13 protein-coding genes are annotated in these 18,063 nt (G+C 58.5%); 11 read left to right on the top strand and 2 right to left on the bottom strand.

Annotated features, from left to right (window positions below; translation table 11 throughout):
- Nucleotides 1–19: 19 nt before the first annotated feature.
- Nucleotides 20–427, top strand: coding sequence for a tautomerase family protein (locus tag ABF859_RS11055; protein WP_415527831.1), 408 nt, complete (start codon nt 20–22; stop codon nt 425–427).
- Nucleotides 428–486: 59 nt separating this feature from the next.
- On the opposite strand, the gene hydA is transcribed toward ABF859_RS11055, so the two are convergent.
- Nucleotides 487–1,905 (bottom strand): dihydropyrimidinase, encoded by a 1,419-nt coding sequence (hydA, locus tag ABF859_RS11060; RefSeq protein ID WP_415527832.1) that lies wholly within the window; start codon nt 1,903–1,905, stop codon nt 487–489.
- A gap of 109 nt (nt 1,906–2,014) precedes the next feature.
- Between hydA and ABF859_RS11065 the strand changes: the two genes are divergently transcribed.
- From ABF859_RS11065 to ABF859_RS11110, 10 genes are all read left to right on the top strand, one after another.
- The gene (locus ABF859_RS11065) at nt 2,015–2,686 is read left to right on the top strand and encodes a TetR/AcrR family transcriptional regulator (protein ID WP_415527833.1); all 672 of its coding nucleotides are present in this window, start codon (nt 2,015–2,017) and stop codon (nt 2,684–2,686) included.
- A 157-nt stretch (nt 2,687–2,843) separates the two neighbouring features.
- Nucleotides 2,844–4,187, top strand: coding sequence for an NAD(P)-dependent oxidoreductase (locus ABF859_RS11070; RefSeq protein ID WP_415527834.1), 1,344 nt, complete (start codon nt 2,844–2,846; stop codon nt 4,185–4,187).
- A 3-nt stretch (nt 4,188–4,190) separates the two neighbouring features.
- Nucleotides 4,191–5,471, top strand: a complete 1,281-nt coding sequence (gene preA / locus ABF859_RS11075) for an NAD-dependent dihydropyrimidine dehydrogenase subunit PreA (RefSeq protein ID WP_415527835.1) — start codon at nt 4,191–4,193, stop codon at nt 5,469–5,471.
- A 53-nt stretch (nt 5,472–5,524) separates the two neighbouring features.
- Nucleotides 5,525–6,787, top strand: coding sequence for a Zn-dependent hydrolase (locus ABF859_RS11080; protein WP_415527836.1), 1,263 nt, complete (start codon nt 5,525–5,527; stop codon nt 6,785–6,787).
- A 66-nt stretch (nt 6,788–6,853) separates the two neighbouring features.
- Entirely contained in the window at nt 6,854–8,272 is a 1,419-nt protein-coding gene (locus ABF859_RS11085; protein WP_415527837.1) for an NCS1 family nucleobase:cation symporter-1, read from the top strand.
- A gap of 174 nt (nt 8,273–8,446) precedes the next feature.
- A complete protein-coding gene (locus ABF859_RS11090; RefSeq protein WP_415527838.1) occupies nt 8,447–10,906 on the top strand; it encodes a TonB-dependent receptor in 2,460 nt (819 codons plus the stop codon).
- A 385-nt stretch (nt 10,907–11,291) separates the two neighbouring features.
- A complete protein-coding gene (locus ABF859_RS11095) occupies nt 11,292–12,203 on the top strand; it encodes a threonine/serine dehydratase (RefSeq protein WP_415527839.1) in 912 nt (303 codons plus the stop codon).
- 200 nt (nt 12,204–12,403) lie between these two features.
- Nucleotides 12,404–12,865 carry a RidA family protein gene (locus tag ABF859_RS11100; protein WP_415527840.1) on the top strand — a complete coding sequence of 154 codons (462 nt, stop codon included), beginning with the start codon at nt 12,404–12,406 and terminating at the stop codon, nt 12,863–12,865.
- 458 nt (nt 12,866–13,323) lie between these two features.
- The gene (locus tag ABF859_RS11105) at nt 13,324–15,696 is read left to right on the top strand and encodes a TonB-dependent receptor plug domain-containing protein (RefSeq protein ID WP_415527841.1); all 2,373 of its coding nucleotides are present in this window, start codon (nt 13,324–13,326) and stop codon (nt 15,694–15,696) included.
- 176 nt (nt 15,697–15,872) lie between these two features.
- Nucleotides 15,873–16,763, top strand: coding sequence for a LysR family transcriptional regulator (locus tag ABF859_RS11110; RefSeq protein WP_415527842.1), 891 nt, complete (start codon nt 15,873–15,875; stop codon nt 16,761–16,763).
- A 2-nt stretch (nt 16,764–16,765) separates the two neighbouring features.
- Here the strand turns inward: ABF859_RS11110 and ABF859_RS11115 are convergent, their stop codons facing one another.
- Nucleotides 16,766–18,052, bottom strand: a complete 1,287-nt coding sequence (locus ABF859_RS11115) for an MFS transporter (RefSeq protein ID WP_415527843.1) — start codon at nt 18,050–18,052, stop codon at nt 16,766–16,768.
- Between the last annotated feature and the right edge of the window lie 11 nt (nt 18,053–18,063).

Genomic DNA, 18,063 nt, shown 5'->3' on the forward strand with positions numbered 1-18,063 from the left:
AACACAGTGAGGACAAGACATGCCGCTTCTGCATTTTCATCTTGTTGAAGGCCGTTCCGACGGTGAAATCAAAGCGCTCCTCGATGCGGCCCATGAGGCCATGCTGGAAGCGTTCAAGGTTCCGCGCGGGGACCGTTATCAGATCGTCTCGGAGCATAAGCCATCCCGCATGATCGTGGAGGATACCGGGCTGGGCATTCCGCGGACCGGAAATGTCGTGCTGTTGCAGGTGTTCAGCCGGCCGCGCGGGGAAGAGGCCAATGCGCTCTTCTATCGACTACTGGTGGAGCGGCTGGAGGCGGACTGTGGGATCGCGCCTTCGGACGTGATGATTTCCGTGGTTGAGAACCAGGATGCCCACTGGTCCTTCGGCTATGGTCGGGCCCAGTTCCTGACCGGTGAGCTGGGCGGTAAAAAGCCGGAGTAAACGCCGGGTGTTTGAACTGTCCCGGATCAGGAGAGCCCTGATCCGGGGCAGAAGTTACGTCAGGGCGTGTCTTTGCGGTGGATGGCGGCCTGCATGTCCGGGCTGAAACAGGGACGCTCCACATACTGGCCCGCGCCGCGTGTCACGCGCAGGTCGTTGTCAGCCCAGACGACTTTTCCGCCGCTGATGGTGTAGCGGGGCAGACCGGTCAGGGTCATGCCTTCATAGATGTTGTAATCGACATTCTGGTGATGGGTTTTTGCCGAGACCGTCCGGCTGGCCTGCGGGTCCCACAGGACGAGGTCGGCGTCGGCGCCCACGGAGACGCTGCCCTTGCGGGGGTGGATGTTGAAGATCTTCGCCGTGTTTGTGGAGGTGACGGCCACGAATTCCTGCGGGGTCAGTTTTCCGGTTCGTACGCCGTGGTGCCACAGCACGCTCATCCGGTCTTCGATGCCCGGTGTGCCATTCGGGATTTTCGTGAAATCGTTCAATCCCTGTTCCTTCTGTCCCGCGCAGAAGCAGCAGTGATCCGTGGCGGTGGTCTGAAGCTGTCCGGAGGCCAGACCCGCCCAAAGGGCTTTCTGGTGGTGTTTGGGACGGAAGGGGGGGCTCATGACGTGCTGGGCCGCGCCGAGCCAGTTCGGGTCTGCATAAACGCTGTCGTCGATCACGAGATGCTGGGCCAGAACTTCGCCATAGACCCGCTGACCGCGGGCGCGGGCGGCGGCGATGGCGGCGGCGGCTTCCTCCGTCGAGACATGCACGATGTAGATCGGGGCGCCGAGCAGTCCTGCGATGGCGATGACGCGCTGTGCGGCTTCGCCTTCCACGGAGGGTGGGCGGGAGAGGGGATGCGCCTGCGGGCCTGTCATGCCGCGTTTGAGGAGATCGGCCTGGAGATAGGCGACGGCGTCCCCGTTTTCCGCGTGGATGTTGCACAGGGCGCCGAGTTCGAGCGCGCGGCTGATGGAGCGCAGGAGAACGTCATCATCCACCATCAGGGCGTTTTTATAGGCCATGAAGTGCTTGAAGGAATTGACGCCGCAGTCCCGGGTCAGGGTGGCCATGTCGTCATGGACTTTCTCGTCCCAGTGCGTGACCGCGACGTGGAACGAGTAGTCGGAGACGGCTTTTTCCGCCTTGCGGCGCCAGTCTTTCCAGGCGCCGAGGAGGGAGTGTCCGGGTTCGGGGATGACGAAATCGATGATGGTCGTCGTGCCGCCCGCGACGCCTGCGGAGGTGCCCGTATAGAAGTCCTCGCTCGCGACGGAGCCCATGAAGGGCATTTCCATATGGGTGTGCGGGTCGATCCCGCCGGGCATGACCAGCAGGCCGCCCGCATCCAGGATGTCGCAGCCCGGGGGGGCTTCCAGATCAGGGCCGATGGCGACGATCCTGCGTGCGTCGTCACACAGGACATCCGCCCTTTGGGACGTTTCGGCCGTTACGACGGTGCCACCACGGATGAGAAGCATGGATTTATCCTTGCACAGAAGGGTTGGGGACGGGATTTCGGGGAATCAGGACATGCCCAGGGACAAGCACGGTCTTGTCAGCGGGCGGAAAGCGGAGAACGATGTCTGCATGACCGAGACTCTTTCTTCTTCTGCCGGCAGGGCTGCTCACAAGGCCCGCCCGGGCATTCCTCGACAGGCAGCCGAAGCGGCCATTCTCGCGGCGGCCGAGCGTGTGTTCGGCCAGCATGGTTTCCGCGGGGCGAGCATGAATGAAATTGCCCGCGAGGCGGGTGTTCCCAAGCCGAACATCCATTACTATTTCGGGACGAAAGAGGAACTCTATCGCAGCGTTCTTGAAAACATCATGACGTTCTGGCTGCGGGACGCCGATCACTGGCTGGTGCCGGAGCGGCGGGCGCGGGAGGGATTCGAGGGATATATCCGGGCGAAAATGGCGTTTTCCCGTGCCCGCCCGGATGCGTCGCGGATCTTTGCCTACGAGCTTTTGCAGGGCGCGGGAAATATCCATCATTATCTGTCTACAACCCTGCGGGAGCATGTTGCGAGACGGGCACGGACATTTGAGGTCTGGCACGGGGAGCGCCAGATGCCGGCCATCGATCCGGTCCATCTGATGTTTGCCATCTGGTCAATGACGCAGGCCTATGCCGACATGAGTGCGCAGATGAGCGCGGTGATCGGCTGCCCTGCGCTCGGTGACTCCGATTTCGAGGCGGGTCTGCGGACGATCCTGCGTCTTGTTCTGGGATTTTGCAACGACATTGGGGACCAGGCGTGATTTCAGCAAGGAAATTGCTCCCTTCTGGCGGTTGGGAAATGATTGTTGCCTGAGTGAGGATGTAATTTTCTGACCACATGGTCAAGTTTACGTTGCGGAATCGGTTCGACTTCAGTCATGGTGTGTCACGAAATGCACATGGTGGAGAGTTTTCTTCATGGATCAGACTCCGAATATCGCCGCAGACCGCCTGCCACCGGACATCCTGGCACGGAACTTTTCAGATGCTCATCCGCCCCTGACGGAGGGACAGGCCACCATCGAATCCGATCGGTGTTACTTCTGTTACGACGCCCCCTGTATCGAGGCCTGTCCGACCGGGATTGATATTCCGGGCTTCATCAAGAAGATCTCGACAGGGAATATTCCGGGATCGGCACGGACGATTCTGGAATCAAATATTTTCGGCGGATCCTGTGCGCGGGTCTGTCCGACGGAAATCCTCTGCGAAGGCAAATGCGTCCGTAATACGCAGGAGGACCGGCCCATCCAGATCGGGGCGCTTCAGCGTCATGCCACGGACTGGCAGATGCGGACGGGCGCGCAGCCGTTCAGCCGGGCGCCCCTGACGGGGAAGCGGATTGCTGTCGTGGGGGCGGGGCCTGCGGGGCTGGCCTGCGCGCACCGGCTGGCCATGCAGGGGCATGATGTTGTCGTGTTCGATGCGCGGCCCAGGGCGGGTGGTCTGAACGAATATGGGGTTGCCGCTTACAAGCTGGCGGATGAGTTCGCGCAGAAGGAAGTGGCGTTCGTCCTCTCCATTGGCGGGATCACGATCGAGACCGAGATGGTGCTTGGCCGGGATATCACGCTGGCGTCTCTCAGGGCGGACTATGACGCCGTGTTCCTCGGGATCGGTCATGCCGGTGTCAGGGCGCTGGGGATTGCCGGGGAGTATTTTCCGGGCGTGCGCAATGCCGTGGAGTTCATCGAGGAACTGCGGGCATCTCCGACGAAATCCGATGTTCCCGTCGGGCGGCGTGTGGTTGTGATCGGGGGTGGAAACACGGCCATTGATGCTGCTGTTCAGGCGAAGCGTCTGGGAGCGGAGGAGGTCACGCTGGTCTATCGCCGGGCGGCGGAGAACATGTCCGCGACGACGGTCGAGCAGGAATGGGCGCAGACGAACGACGTTACGATCCGGTACTGGTCGGCTCCCGTGCGGATCGACGGGACGGAGGACGGGGTTGCGTCCGTCACCTTTGCCCGTGGTCTCCCGAAGGACGGGCGGCCGGTTTACGATCAGGGGGACTACACGCTTGAGGCGGACATGGTTCTCAAGGCGGTGGGACAACTGTTCCTGCCGGACCCTCTGGCGGAGGACGAAATCGTTATCGAGGGTGGCCGCATCAGGGTGGATGCCGAGGGGCGGACAACCATGACGGGTGTGTATGCCGGCGGAGACTGCACGGCGGGCGAGGACCTGACCGTGGCGGCTGTCCGCGATGGTCGCAATGCTGCTGAAGCCATCACGGCGGATCTGATGAAGACGGGGAACTGAGACATGGCCGATCTGAGCATCAATATTGCTGGTATCCGTTCTCCCAATCCGTTCTGGCTGGCCTCGGCGCCCCCGACCGACAAGGAATACAATGTCCGCCGGGCGCTGGAAGCCGGTTGGGGCGGTGTGGTGTGGAAGACGCTGGGCGAGGATCCGCCGGTTGTGAACGTCAGCAGCCGTTATGGGGCGACCCGCTATAACGGCCAGCGCATGGCCGGGCTCAACAACATCGAGCTCATCACGGATCGTCCGCTGGCGGTCAATCTGGCGGAGATCAAGGCCGTCAAGAAGGACTATCCGGACCGGGCCATCATCGTCAGCATCATGGTGCCGTGTGTGGAGGAAAGCTGGAAGCGCATTCTTCCGCTTGTCGAGGAGACAGGTGCGGATGGCATCGAACTGAACTTCGGCTGTCCGCATGGCATGTCCGAGCGGAACATGGGGTCCGCGGTCGGGCAGGTTCCGGAATATGTGGAAATGGTGACGCGGTGGTGCAAGCAGTACACGCGGATGCCGGTGATCGTGAAGCTGACGCCGAATATCACGAATATCCTCAATCCGGCCCGGGCTGCCCTGCGCGGGGGGGCTGATGCGGTTTCGCTGATCAACACCATCCAGTCCGTGGTCGGGGTCGATCTGGATGCGATGGCGCCCATGCCGGTCGTGGACGGGCGGGGCACGCATGGCGGTTATTGCGGGCCTGCGGTTAAGCCGATCGCCCTGAGGATGCTGGGGGAGATTGCCCGGACGCCCGATACGTCGGTTCTGCCGATTTCGGGGATCGGGGGGATTTCGAACTGGCGGGATGCGGCCGAGTTCCTGGTGATGGGGGCGACGTCGCTCCAGGTGTGTACGGCGGCGATGCATTATGGATTCCGGATCGTGGAGGACATGATTGACGGCCTGTCCAACTGGATGGACGAAAAGGGCTTCGAGACGATCGCGGATGTAACGGGGCGTGCGGTTCCGAATTTCGTCAACTGGAACCAGCTCAATCTGAAGTTCAAAACGCTTGCATCGATCGATCAGGACGCCTGCATCAAGTGTGGTCTTTGCCACATTGCGTGTGAGGATACGTCCCATCAGGCCATTTCGAAGACGCTGCTGGATGGTGAGCGTCATTATGAAGTGATCGACGAGGAATGTGTGGGCTGTAACCTCTGCGCGCATGTCTGTCCGGTGGATGACTGCATCACGATGGTGCCGCAGCCTGTCGAGGGTGTTCAGACATGGAACGATCATCCCAACAATCCGATGCGCAAGATCCCTGCAAAAGCGGGCTGATCGCCCCGATACAAGAAATCTGGCCACGAGAAACCCGAAAACGGAGAACGACAATGAGCACACAGTCTGTATCTGGCGCGGTTGGCAATGTTACCGTGAATGGCGTGAAGCTCTGGGATGATATTCTGGAGACGGCACGTTTCGGCGGAACACCGAAGGGTGGAATCCGGCGCCTTGCCCTGACGGAGGAGGATCGTCAGGTCCGGGACTGGTTTGTCCGGGCCTGTGAGGCGCTGGGGTGTACGGTGTCCCATGATTCCATGGGGAACCAGTTCGCGCGGCGTCCCGGGACGGATGAGACGCTGCCGCCCATTACGATGGGAAGTCATCTCGATACGCAGCCGACGGGTGGGAAATTCGACGGGATCGTCGGGGTTCTGGGCGGTCTGGCGGTTCTGCGCACGTTGCATGAAACGGGGCGGGAGACACGTCATCCGATCGAGCTGATCAACTGGACGAACGAGGAAGGGTCACGTTTTTCGCCCGCCATGTTGTCGTCCGGTGTGTTTGCGGGTGTGTTTACGGAGCAGGAAGCGCTCGATACGAAGGATCGGGAGGGCGTGCGGCTGGGGGATGCGCTTGAAGGCATCGGGTATCGCGGTTCGGAAATCTGTGGCGCGCATCCTGTGGCGGCCTATTTCGAGCTGCATATCGAGCAGGGGCCGATCCTTGAAGTCGAGAACAAGACGATCGGGATCGTGACGGGTGTGCAGGGCATGCGCTGGTATGAAGTCACGCTCACGGGACGGGATTCCCATGCCGGGAGCACGCCCATACGGTTGCGGGCGGATGCCCTGGTGACGGCCGCGCGCATGATTGATGCCGTTCAGACAATTGCGCTGGCGCATGGTCCGGATGCGGTGGGGACGGTCGGGCTGATCGAGAACAGGCCGAACAGTCGCAACGTCGTTCCGGGGGAGGTGTTTTTCACGGTCGATTTCCGCGATCCCGACGACAGCATTGTCCAGAAAATGGAAGAGGCGTTTTATGCACAGGCGTCGGAGCTGGCCGAGAAGGCCGGGCTGACGTTTGAGATCGCGCGGGTATGGGATACGCCTGCGGTCCAGTTCGATCCGGAGTGCATTGCGTCTGTCGGACGTGCTGCTGAGGCGCTGGGCTATCCGGCCCGGCGGATTGTTTCGGGCGCGGGGCATGATGCGACCTATATGGCGCAGGTTGCTCCGACCGCAATGATCTTTGTGCCCTGTGCCGGAGGGCTCAGCCATAACGAGGAGGAAAGTGCTGAGCCCGACGATGTGACGGCCGGTGCGAATGTGCTTCTCCGGGCCGTGCTGGAGACGGATGTGCGTCTCTGATAGGGGTTGCTCCGTCAGACCGTCGCATGGGTGGGCGGATTTTGTCGAGACTGGGAAGGGGCGTTCATGAAGCCGGGTTTTGCAGCGGATCTCTATAACGAGGAACTTGCCCCGGTTGCGCCGGAGAACCGGACCTGGTCGTGGCTGAACATGGCCACGGTCTGGATGGGGATGGTCCATAATATCGTGGCCTACGAAGCGGCCGCCGGTCTTATGGCGCTTGGCCTCTCGGCATGGGAATGTCTGGAGGTCGTGGCGGTCGCGTACGCGATCCTGTTCGTCACGATGTGGTTCAATGCGCGGCCCGGAACGCAGTACGGGATTCCGTTCTGTGTCCTGATCCGTTCCGCTTTCGGGCCGAAGGGGGCACAGATCCCGGTTGTCCTGCGGGGATTCTGTGCGGTTTTCTGGTTTTCCGTTCAGGCTTATGCCGCCACGCAGGCGATGGATGCCATCCTCTCCACGCTGAGTGCGACATGGGCGTCTTTCGATACGCCTGTTCTGGGGATGCCGGAAAAGCGCTGGGCGTCGATGGCGATCATCTGGGCGCTTCATGCCTGGATTTCGAGCCACGGTGTCCATCGTATCAAGAACTTCGAGCTGGTTGCCGGGCCGCTGGTCATTGTGGTGGGGCTTGTCGCGACGGTCTGGGGGCTGCGGGTGGGGCATGGTCTGGGGCCGCTGTTTTCCGTTCCGTCACGGCTGCACGGGTTTGCTTTCGTGGCGACGTTTGCGCTGGGCGTGACGGGCATGATCGGGATGTGGGCGACGTTTGCCGTGAATATCCCGGATCTCTCGCGGTTTGTCCGGTCCCAGCGCGATCAGGTCATCGGGCAGGCCATTGGTCTGCCACTGACGGCTCTTGTTTTCACGCCGATGGCCATCATCACCACATCGGCGACCGTTCTGCTGTTCGGACGGCCGATCTGGAATCCGACGGAGCTTCTGCTCGCGCTCAATCAGCCGCTCGTTACGGTGATCGGAGGGGCCACGCTCGTTCTGGCGACACTGTCCGTGAATGTGGTCGCCAATATTCTTCCGGCGTCCTACGACCTTATCAATCTCTTTCCCCGTTATCTTGATTTCAATCGCGCCAGTCGGCTTGTCCTTGCTCTTGGGATTTTCTTTGTCCCCTGGCTCTGGTTCGATCATGCCGATAATATTTATCGGATGCTCGATATCATTGGCGGCACTCTGGGGCCTGTGACGGGCATCATGCTGGCTGATTATTATATTGTCCGGCGGCAGGCCCTCGATGTTGGCGCGCTTTACCGGCACGGCGATGTCTATGATGGGCGGGGAGGCTGGCATGTGCCGGCGATCATCACGCTCGCTGTGGGGGGCGTTGTTGCTTCTGCGGGGCAGGTGGTTCCGGCCCTGCATGCTCTGGGGAGTGTGTCCTGGTTTGCCGGGGTTCTCATCGGGTTCGGACTGTACCTTGCCCTGACCTGTGACTGGCAGAAGCGGGGTGTACAGATCAGGTGAGCGGCTTTCCGTGACAGTTCAGTGAAGAAGTTATCTGTTCCCGACTCGAATCATTGTGTCTCCCGTTCAGGCTTGCTACTAATTTGACTGTTCAGTCAGCTTCGTAATGTTTCAGCCCCGTGCTTCTGTAGCAGAACGTTGCAGAATGCGTCCTTTGAAGGAAAACGCGTTTCCATGTCGCTTCCTTTTATCCGAACCTGTTATGTAACGCTTCTTGCGGGTACAGCACTGGCCAGTGTGGCTGCTCATGCGGCATCCTCAGGCCATACGTCTCATGCGCCTTCTCCTGCGGCTCCTTCCGGCAGTTCGCCGGCGCCGGCACGGGGGGCGGGCAAGACTGCTGCTTCGGCTGCACCCGCCGTGAAAAGCCCTCCGCACGACATGACGGCGTCCGGCCGGATTGAGGAAGTCAATGTTTCCGGGCGCAGTACACGGACGCGTTCTCCTGGCGGTGGCCTGATGCGGGTCGAAACGGCGGCGAAGGCCATCCAGACTGTCACGCGCGACTTTATTGCCAAACAGATGCCCTCCGCGAACGTCCAGCAGCTTATTGCGATGCTGCCGAGCGTGAACGTCGCGCAGCAGGATCCGGCGGGTCTGTATTCCGGACAGGTCAACGTCCGGGGGTTCGACCAGAGCGAAGTGGGCTGGACGCTCGATGGCGCGCCGCTGAATGATATTGGTGGCGGTCAGTTTTATGCCAACGAGGTTCTGGAATCCGAGGATCTGGAGAATGTTTCCCTCCAGCCGGGTTCTGTCGATATCAACAGCCCTGTCGTGAATGCATCCGCCGGTCTGACCAGCATGACCATGACGAACCCGACGACACGCGCGGGCGGACTGCTGGATGTTTCCTTCGGCTCGTTCGATACGTTCCGCGAGTTTCTGCGCCTGAACTCCGGCTATATCGGAAACAGCGGCATCCGGGCCATGTTTGCTTTCAGTCATACGAAGGCCAACCAGTATCGCGGGCCGGGGCAGGCGGAGAAGTTCCATTATGACTTCAAGGCCGTCAAGGATTTCAACAATGGAAGTCATACCGGCCTGACGGTCTCGTATAACGACCAGGTCAATGATTCCTATCTCAACCCGAGTCTGCCCAATTACCTGAAGTCCGGTTACAGCAATAACTATGCGGCGGATTATACCGGTGTGAGTTCAGGGGCCAATTATTACCGGCTGCACGTCAATCCATTCCGCAACGTCGTTGCGGTGCTTCCCACCCATATTGTGGTTTCTCCGAAAATCACGATCGATGACTCTCTCTATTTCTGGCATGGGATCGGGAATGGCACGGGCGCCGGGCTGGTGAATGCCTCGACCGGTCTTGGCAATCAGTCTGTTGCGCTGGATCTGAATGGCGCCAGTCGTGCTCTTGCGCTGACGCCGTCCAACCAGGAACAGTTCCGGACCGGCAACACGCTCTCCCTGCATTACAGGCCGGACCGTCACCATGACCTTTCGATGGGGTGGTGGTACGAATATTCCAACGAGCTTCAGTTCTCCCCCTATGGGCGTGTGAATCAGGCGACTGGAGAGCCGTCCAATATCTGGGGGACGAGCAGTATTCTTCAGACGACGACGGGACAGGATTACAAGGTCCGCAACTTCCTGACCCTGACGCAGGTGAACATGCTGTTCATCGGCGATGAGATGAAATACTTCAACGACCGTCTGAAGATCGTTCTGGGCTTCAAGGAAGCGATGGTGACGCGCCGGACCTATAACTATGTTCCCGGCACGACCTATAACCGAAACCTGCATAGTGCGGAGCCGCTGCCGCAGGTCGGACTGTCCTGGAACTTCGATCGCAAGAACCAGATCTTTGTTTCCGGCAGCACAAATTTCAAGATGCCCTCCAATACGTCTCTTGTGGATTATTACGGCACCGGGAAAACGAAGACACAGCTCGGTGGGTCCAGCAATCCCGAATATACCATCGAGGAAGAACTGGGATACCGCTACAATGGCGATGTCATTGTCGGGTCTGTGTCCTTCTTCAACTACAATCTGTCGAACCGCCAGCAGTCCCTCAATTACTATCTGGGCGGGACGGCGAACGGGGCGTCCTACAGCCAGACCGTCAATGCTGGTGGCCAGACGACGCGGGGTGTTGATGTCCAGCTCAGCACGCGTCCGATCTGGCATCATCTGCGTCCCTATGTCACGTTTGAGTACCTGCACTCGACCATCGACAACAATATCGCGGCAACCACGACCAGCGGGACCAGTGATTTTCTGCGGACCAAGGGCAAGACGGCCATCCGGTCTCCGCATGAGATGGCGGGGATCGGCATTGATTATGACGATGGCAGCTTCTGGTTTTCCGGGCAGGTCAAGTATGTGGGCAAGCAGTACGCCACGTTCATGAACGACAATGCCATTCCCCAGTACATCACGAACAATGTCGGCATGGGATACCGTTTCCACAACGCGGGTTTCCTGAAATCGCCACAGATCCAGTTGAACATGCAGAACCTGACGGGTGCCAAGTTCCGCAGCGGCGTCTACGGTTTCACGACGAATGCAAGTGCGACGAAGGGTGTTTTCGGCGGTACGATTGCCGGTTCTTCCCCGAGTTATTATCTCCAGGTGCCGTTCAGTGCGATGGTGACACTCTCGACCGGCTTTTAAGACGAAGGGCCTGTCTTTCGTATGAAAGGCAGGCCTGAGCGTTGTTTCGGCAGAGCGGTCGGGGGAATGTGATACCGAAAGCAGGAGCTTCTTCGCGCAGGGCCTCGTTCTGTAATCTGCCCTGCGTCAATCACGTATATGCGTTCTGGTCCAGAAGTGCTCCAGATTGCATCGTGCCGAAGCCTGAAATCGAGCATCCAGATGAAATATCTGAATGATAAGATTTATTTATTTGCAGATATACAAATATAATAATTGATTTAAGGAATATTTGTAATGGATGATGTCGTTCTCGGAAAAGGGATAAATTTCTGTGGCGACATCCGAACAAAGATCTTTGAATATTTCAGAAATATTCGCTGCATCATGCAGAATACGGGATCATGTGGTCCGTACGCCCCTTCTTGAAAGTCCCAGCCTGAATGAGCGGCTGGGAGGGCGTATTCTGGTTAAACCGGAAATGCTTCAGAGAACCGGTTCTTTCAAGTTCCGGGGGGCCTGCAACCGCATTCTGCAACTGACGCCGACTGAGCGGCGAGGCGGGGTTGTGGCGTGGTCTTCGGGTAATCATGCCCTGGCCATTTCGGCTGTCTGTGCCCGGTTGGGCATTCCGGCTCATATCGTCATGCCTGAGAGCGCTCCCCAGATGAAGATCGAGGGTGCGCGACGTTATGGGGCCAAGGTCAGGCTGTATGACCGCGCGACGGAAAGCCGTGAAGAGATCGGCGCCGGGATCGCGGAAGCCGAAGGAGGGATCATTGTTCCGCCCTATGATGATTTCGATGTCATGGCAGGCCAGGGTACGGTTGGTCTTGAAATCATGGAGCAGTGCCGGGAAATGGGGTTGGTACCGGACAGCGTCCTGTCCAGTGCGAGTGGGGGAGGCCTAGTGGCGGGGATTGCCACGGCTGTTCGTACCCTTAGCCCGGAGACTGAGGTCTACTCCATCGAGCCTGCGGGTTTTGATGATCTGGCCCGGTCGCTGGCATGTGGGAAGCGGGTCGAAAATACAGGGGGGATGAGCACATTGTGCGACTCCCTGATGGCCTCCACGCCCGGTGTTCTGACGTTTCCTGTAAACCAGGCCTTGCTGGCGGATGGCCTTGTTGTGAATGACACGGAAATCCGGGTCGGGATGGCCGGTTGTTTCGAGCATTTCAAGCTTGTTGCGGAACCCGGAGGGGCGGCGCCACTTGCTGCGATGCTGTCTGGAAAATTGGATTTGCGGGGAAAGACGACAGTTGCGGTCCTGAGTGGCGGGAATGTCGATCCGGCTGTGTATTCCGGAATACTGTAAAGGCGAGGCGCGTAGGATGTCGAAGTGCCAGATACCACTGTATAAGCGGATCTTCGAAAGCAACGATGACATCACGAGGCTGGATTATACGGCGGCCGGCAGTATCGGTCTGATTTGTGAGGCTCTCCAGAAGCGCCGGTCTGGGAACAGGGGTATGGTCATCAACGGGCAGGTTCAGGCGGGTGACTGGAGGCAGATCCGTGACTGAGTCCAGACCTGTTCTTCCGGGTGGACTGATTCTTCCGCCTGTCAGCGTGCCGCGGGGGAATTACACGCCCGTCCTGTCCTGTGACGGTTTCCTGTTTGTGGCAGGACAGGGACCCCGGTGGGGAGATGATCTTCGCTACAAGGGAGTCGTGGGAAGGGATTTTTCCGTCGAGGAGGGACAACAGGCCGCGAGGCTCTGTGGTCTCAATATCATGGCGCATGTCCTGACATTTCTGGAAGGCGATCTGTCCCGTATCAGACAACTCGTCAGGGTGGCAGGAGTGATCCGGTGTACGGACGGGTTCGAACAGCAGGCGAGGGTTCTGAATGGTGCGTCTGACCTGTTCGGAGAACTTCTGGGAGAGGCAGGTCGTCATGTGCGGATTGCCACCGGGGCGTCAGCCTTGCCCTCGGGGATGGCGGTAGAAGTCGAGGCGATGTTCAGGATCGACTGATCCAGGGGTGGTGGTGTCCTGCCGGGCATGTCTCCGTGCGGGTGGCATAAAGAAAATTTATTGGTCTGGATAACAAGATAAACGTTCCAAGATCGTATCAAGCCCTACTATCATCTTCGTGAAGCAGAAGCGAAGAATACCGGGCTGTCGGGGCGGGCGATCCTGTGAATAAAGTCATTGCGAGGTGATTTTTCTGTAATCGCGGCGCAGATGAAGAAATTCCGGCAGGCTCTGGATTTTTTGTTGTTATATACCAGGGATGGGTGGAAATGTTTGTCTGGAAATACTTGGGTCGCTCTGTCTCTTTGAGTGCGGCATGTCTTTTGACGACATCGCTTTGTCATTCCGCCTTTGCTCAGGGCAGGGACGTGGCCGCATCGTCAGGGAAAAAGACTGTTCATGCGGCTCATCCCGCCGCCCTGCCAGCTCGTTCCGTCAAAAAAACAGACAGAAAGGGAGTGACGCAGGTCCGGGCGACGGAGACGGAAAGCATTGCGGTTCGTGGGACTTCCGTGCCGGGATCGAGCGTGTTTTCGTCCTCCACGCGGGAACACAGTACGGTACAGGTTTTCCGGTATTCTTCACAGCAGCTCAAGGAAACCGGACAGACCAACATTCTGGCGGCCCTGTCCCAGCTTTCCGCAGCCGTGACGTCGTCTCCCTTCGGCGGTATGGGCAGCAACGGCTTCAACAAGACGATGCAGCTTCGAAATCTTGGCGCTGACCAGACCCTGATGCTCGTCAATGGCAAGCGCCGCCATGTGGATGCGAACTTCAACTATTATCAGGCCGGCCCGAACTATGGCACGGATCCGGCTGATCTGTCCCTGATTCCGGTCAGTGCCATCGATCATGTCGAGATCATCACCGAAGGTGCGAGCGCCCTGTATGGACAGGATGCCGAAGCCGGTGCCGTCAATATCGTTCTGAAGAAGGACAGCAAGGGCGGCTCGATCAATCTCCAGAACAGCGGTTTCTATGCCGGAGATGGGCAGTCCTTCGATGGCAATGCCGATTACGGGTTCGCTCTCGGGCATCGTGGCGGTTACCTGAACGTTGCGGCGCAGATCAACAACCAGCTCTCCACCAACCGTTCCGGCGACTATCCGTCCAACCTTTATTTTGCGGGTGATCCACGCAACGAGACCGCCAGTAAGGACGTTCAGCGCCTGGCTGGAAATATCCGGATGCTGCTGGAAACGGCCAGTGTGAACATGGCCTATCCCGTGACGGACAACTGGGAGGTTTATAATACCTCCACCTTCGCCCACAAGGACATCATTGCGCCCGAAACCTATCGTGCGCCTTCAAACGATAACGTGGTGAGAGCACTCCATCCCAACGGAATGGAGCCGATGTGGCATGCCGAGGAATGGGATTTTCAGGTTAATAACGGAATCCGCGCGCACAGTTTCCTGGGTATGCAGTGGGACTTTTTCGTCAATTATGGTCGTAATCAGCAGATCAACCATATTGTCGATACGGACAATCCCACGCTGGGGCTTGCAAGCCCTACGAGCTTCTATACGGGCCAGTTCGTTTCGACTGAACTGGACGCCGGATTCAACAGTACTAAGATTATCAAGACGTCTTTCCTGCCGCGTCCAGTCAATCTGAGCTACGGTTTCGATTATCGTTTCGATACTTATCAGGTCGGCAAAGGTGATGCCGCATCTGTGGAAAACGGCGGGGTTCCCATTCTTGACGGTCCGAACGCCGGGAAGATGGCGTCCGCAGGAGCTGTGGACAAGTTCGGGATTCCCGCAGCCGCCGGGAGCATCCTCAACCGGGGTATTTTCGACGGGCATGTCAATCTTGATTTCTATGTGACGCCCAAATGGGAATGGACGCTTGGGGGGCATGCGGTCAGTTATGACGATCTGGGAGTTCATCCCACGGGATCGATCGGAACGCGGTATAACGTGAGCAAGAATCTGGCGTTCCGTGGAAACGTCAATACGGGATATCGTGCGCCGACGCTCGCGGAAGAAGGCTTCTTTGCTGAAACGACATTCCCGACCTATCGGACGGCCCAGTTGCCGGTGAATTCGAACTGGGCCAAGGTTCTGGGGGCAACGCCTCTGCGGGGTGAGCAGTCGCGCAGCTACAGCATCGGCGTTGATGCAACGCTGCTGCCAAACTGGACCCTGACGGCAAATCTTTACAGGATTTCCATCAACGACCGTCTGTATAACAGCACCCAGTTCGGCGGGACGGAGGTGGAGAGCCTGCTGTCTGCCGCGGGACTCCCTAATGTGCTTTATGCCGCTTATTACGGAAATCCGGTCAATACGGTCACGAATGGCGGGGACGTGACGACGGCCTATCATCTGAAGACACAGCATCTCGGGGATTTTGATTTCCGCTTCTCCCTCAACATCGCCGATAGCGAGATCTCGCATCACAATGCAACGCCCAGCACCCTTCAGCAGCTTGGCCTGTCGTCATTCAACCGGACGAATGCGGAATACCTTCTGCATTCATCTCCCAAGAATATCGAAAACCTGACTGTTGTCTGGCATCGGGGACCATTTTCTGCACGTGTGCAGGAGCAGCGTTATGGATCCTACACGTGGGTCGCTGCTCCTTCGCTGACACAGGCGCAGTGGACTTACGCCAAGCCGTCCTACATCACCAATCTTGAACTCGGGTATGATATTACGCGACGCTGGCATATCGCTGGAGGTGCTTTCAACCTCGGGAATCACTACCCCGGGCGGGCGAATGCGGCATCCAGGGCAGCGCTTCAGAATGCGTTTCTCCGTCCCAATAATTCGCCATACGGTTTCAGCGGCGGTATGTATTATGTCAAAACGGCCTTTCAGTTCTGATTACCTGACCTGAAGCTGGAAGGTGTTTCTGCCAGCTTTGCGATATCCTGCCGGTCCCGGCAGGATATTTTTGTTTCGGCCGATTGGTTCTTCGGGTCCTGTTCCGGTATCGTAAGGTGTCCCGCGTGAAAGGGGAACGTGCGTCCGGTGGGCCGTAAGGGAAGGCAGACATATCGATGGTAGATTTCAAGTCTCTCGAAACAGTTCTGTGGATCGAGCGGCTGGGGAGTTTCCGGGCCGCGGCGGATGCCCTGCGTATGACGCAGCCTGCTGTTTCGGTCCGGATTTCGCATATGGAAGCGCTTCTGGGGGCCAGTCTCTTTCATCGTGCTCCCAAGTCGGTGACGCTGACGCCGGTCGGGATGACGGTTGTGCAGTATGCGCGCCAGATTCTTGATCTGCGCGACGAGATGATTCAGACCGTCAAGGGACATCAGGATGCCACCGGTATCCTGCGGATCGGAGCGATCGAGACCATTTCCCAGACCTGGATTTCTGATCTGCTGATCGAGATCCGTCAGAAATATCCCAACCTGACAGTGGATCTGGAAATCTCGGTTTCGGATGAAATCTCCCGGAAAATCATCAAGGGCATGCTGGATGTCGGCTTTTTTCTGGGACCGGTCAATTCACCCAGGCTGATCGAGACCGACCTGTGCAATTATGAGACGGCGATGGTCGGGAGGGAACATTTCGCCCTGCCGAGCAATGGAAAGCTTGATCTGGGGCAGGCCCCCTCGATCTCCATCATGACCCTGTCGCGCAACACCATTCCTCATTCGGCGCTCCGGAATTTTCTGGCCCGCGAAGGCATCGTCCATCATCGGGTGGATACGATGAGTTCCCTGCCTTCCATTCTGGCGCTCACGCTGGGAGGGCAGGGACTGGCGCTTCTGCCTTATGCGGTGATGAGGGACTATCTCGCCAGTGGAAAACTACAGGTTTTTGATACGGGGATGAAGCTGCCGCTTCTGCGCTGTGTGGCAGGTCGCCTGATCAGCCATGGCTCGGCAATTGTTGAGGACGTGGTGTCGATTGCCGAGCGGGTTGCGGCCAGCGCTCCCTGAGATCAGGATGGAGCGAGCGCCTCGCGTCTGCGCGGCGACAGTGTGTAGAGTGTTGTAAAGGCCCCCAGACAGGCGCAGCCTGAGACGAGGAAGAGGCCGGAAAGCGGGGAATGAAAATAATCCCGCATCCATCCGATCCCATACGGACCGACAAGGCCGCCCAGGGCTCCGAGGCTGTTGATCCAGGCGAGCCCGGTTGCCAGTGTTCGTCTTTCGAGAACATGAGGCGTCACAGTGAAGATCATGCTCGTGACACAGAGCGCGGCTGCCAGTGCGATGGTGAGGAAAATCAACGCTGCGGCACCGTGGGATTGAAAAACGAATGTCAGGACCAGACAGACGGCCACGGTCAGGAAAGGAACAGCCAGATGCCAGCGGCGTTCGTTCCATCGGTCGGAACTGCGGGCATTGAGGACCATCGTGACGGCAGCGACGGCAAAGGGAACGGCCGTATAAAATCCGATCCTGCCGGGGGGCGGAGCCATGACCTGTTCGATGAAGGTCGGAACCCAGAAGACGATCCCGTAATTGCAGACGGCCTGACAGAAACACATGACGACAAGAAGCATGACTTCGGGCTGTCCGAGTGCGGTGAAGGCGGATGTTGAGCCGGGTATGGGGAGACCGCTGTCCGGCAGTCTGGTCAGGATGGCATGTCTTGTGGAGGCATCCAGCCAGGAAGCCGACGCCGGTCCGTCGTCGAGGCGTGCCAGAACGGCCAGTCCCAGCAGGAATGGTGGAAAGGCCTCGATCAGGATCATCCATTTCCAGGCGGGAATGGATATGAAATGATCACAGGCGCCGAGCAGATAGGTGGAGACCGGGCCCCCTATGGCGCCAGAAAGTGGAATGGCGATCAGGAAGCCGGTTGTGACGCGTGCGCGTATCGAGTCAGGGAACCAGAGAGCGAGATAATACAGCACTGCCGGATAGAAGCCTGCTTCTGCGGCACCCAGCAGGATGCGCAGCGTACAGAACTCCCAGGCCGAGCTGATCCCGATGAAGAGAAAGGAAATCAGACTCCACGCAATCATGATCCCGGCGATGGTGCGCCGTGGACCCAGTTTTTCCAGAACCAGCGCGGAAGGAACCTGGAAAATGATGTATCCGACGAAAAAAAGCCCTGCTCCCAGTCCGAAAGTGGTGTCGGAGAACTGGAGATCGTGTTCCATGGCCCTGCGGGCGAAACTGAGGTTGATACGATCCAGATAGGAAAACATGTAGCAGACGACCAGCAGAGGGATGATGCGCCGGGCTGCCGTACGGAAGAGATTCTGGTCAGAGGGCATGCACGCATCCT

This window comes from Gluconobacter sp. (assembly GCF_047722525.1).
GTDB lineage: Bacteria > Pseudomonadota > Alphaproteobacteria > Acetobacterales > Acetobacteraceae > Gluconobacter.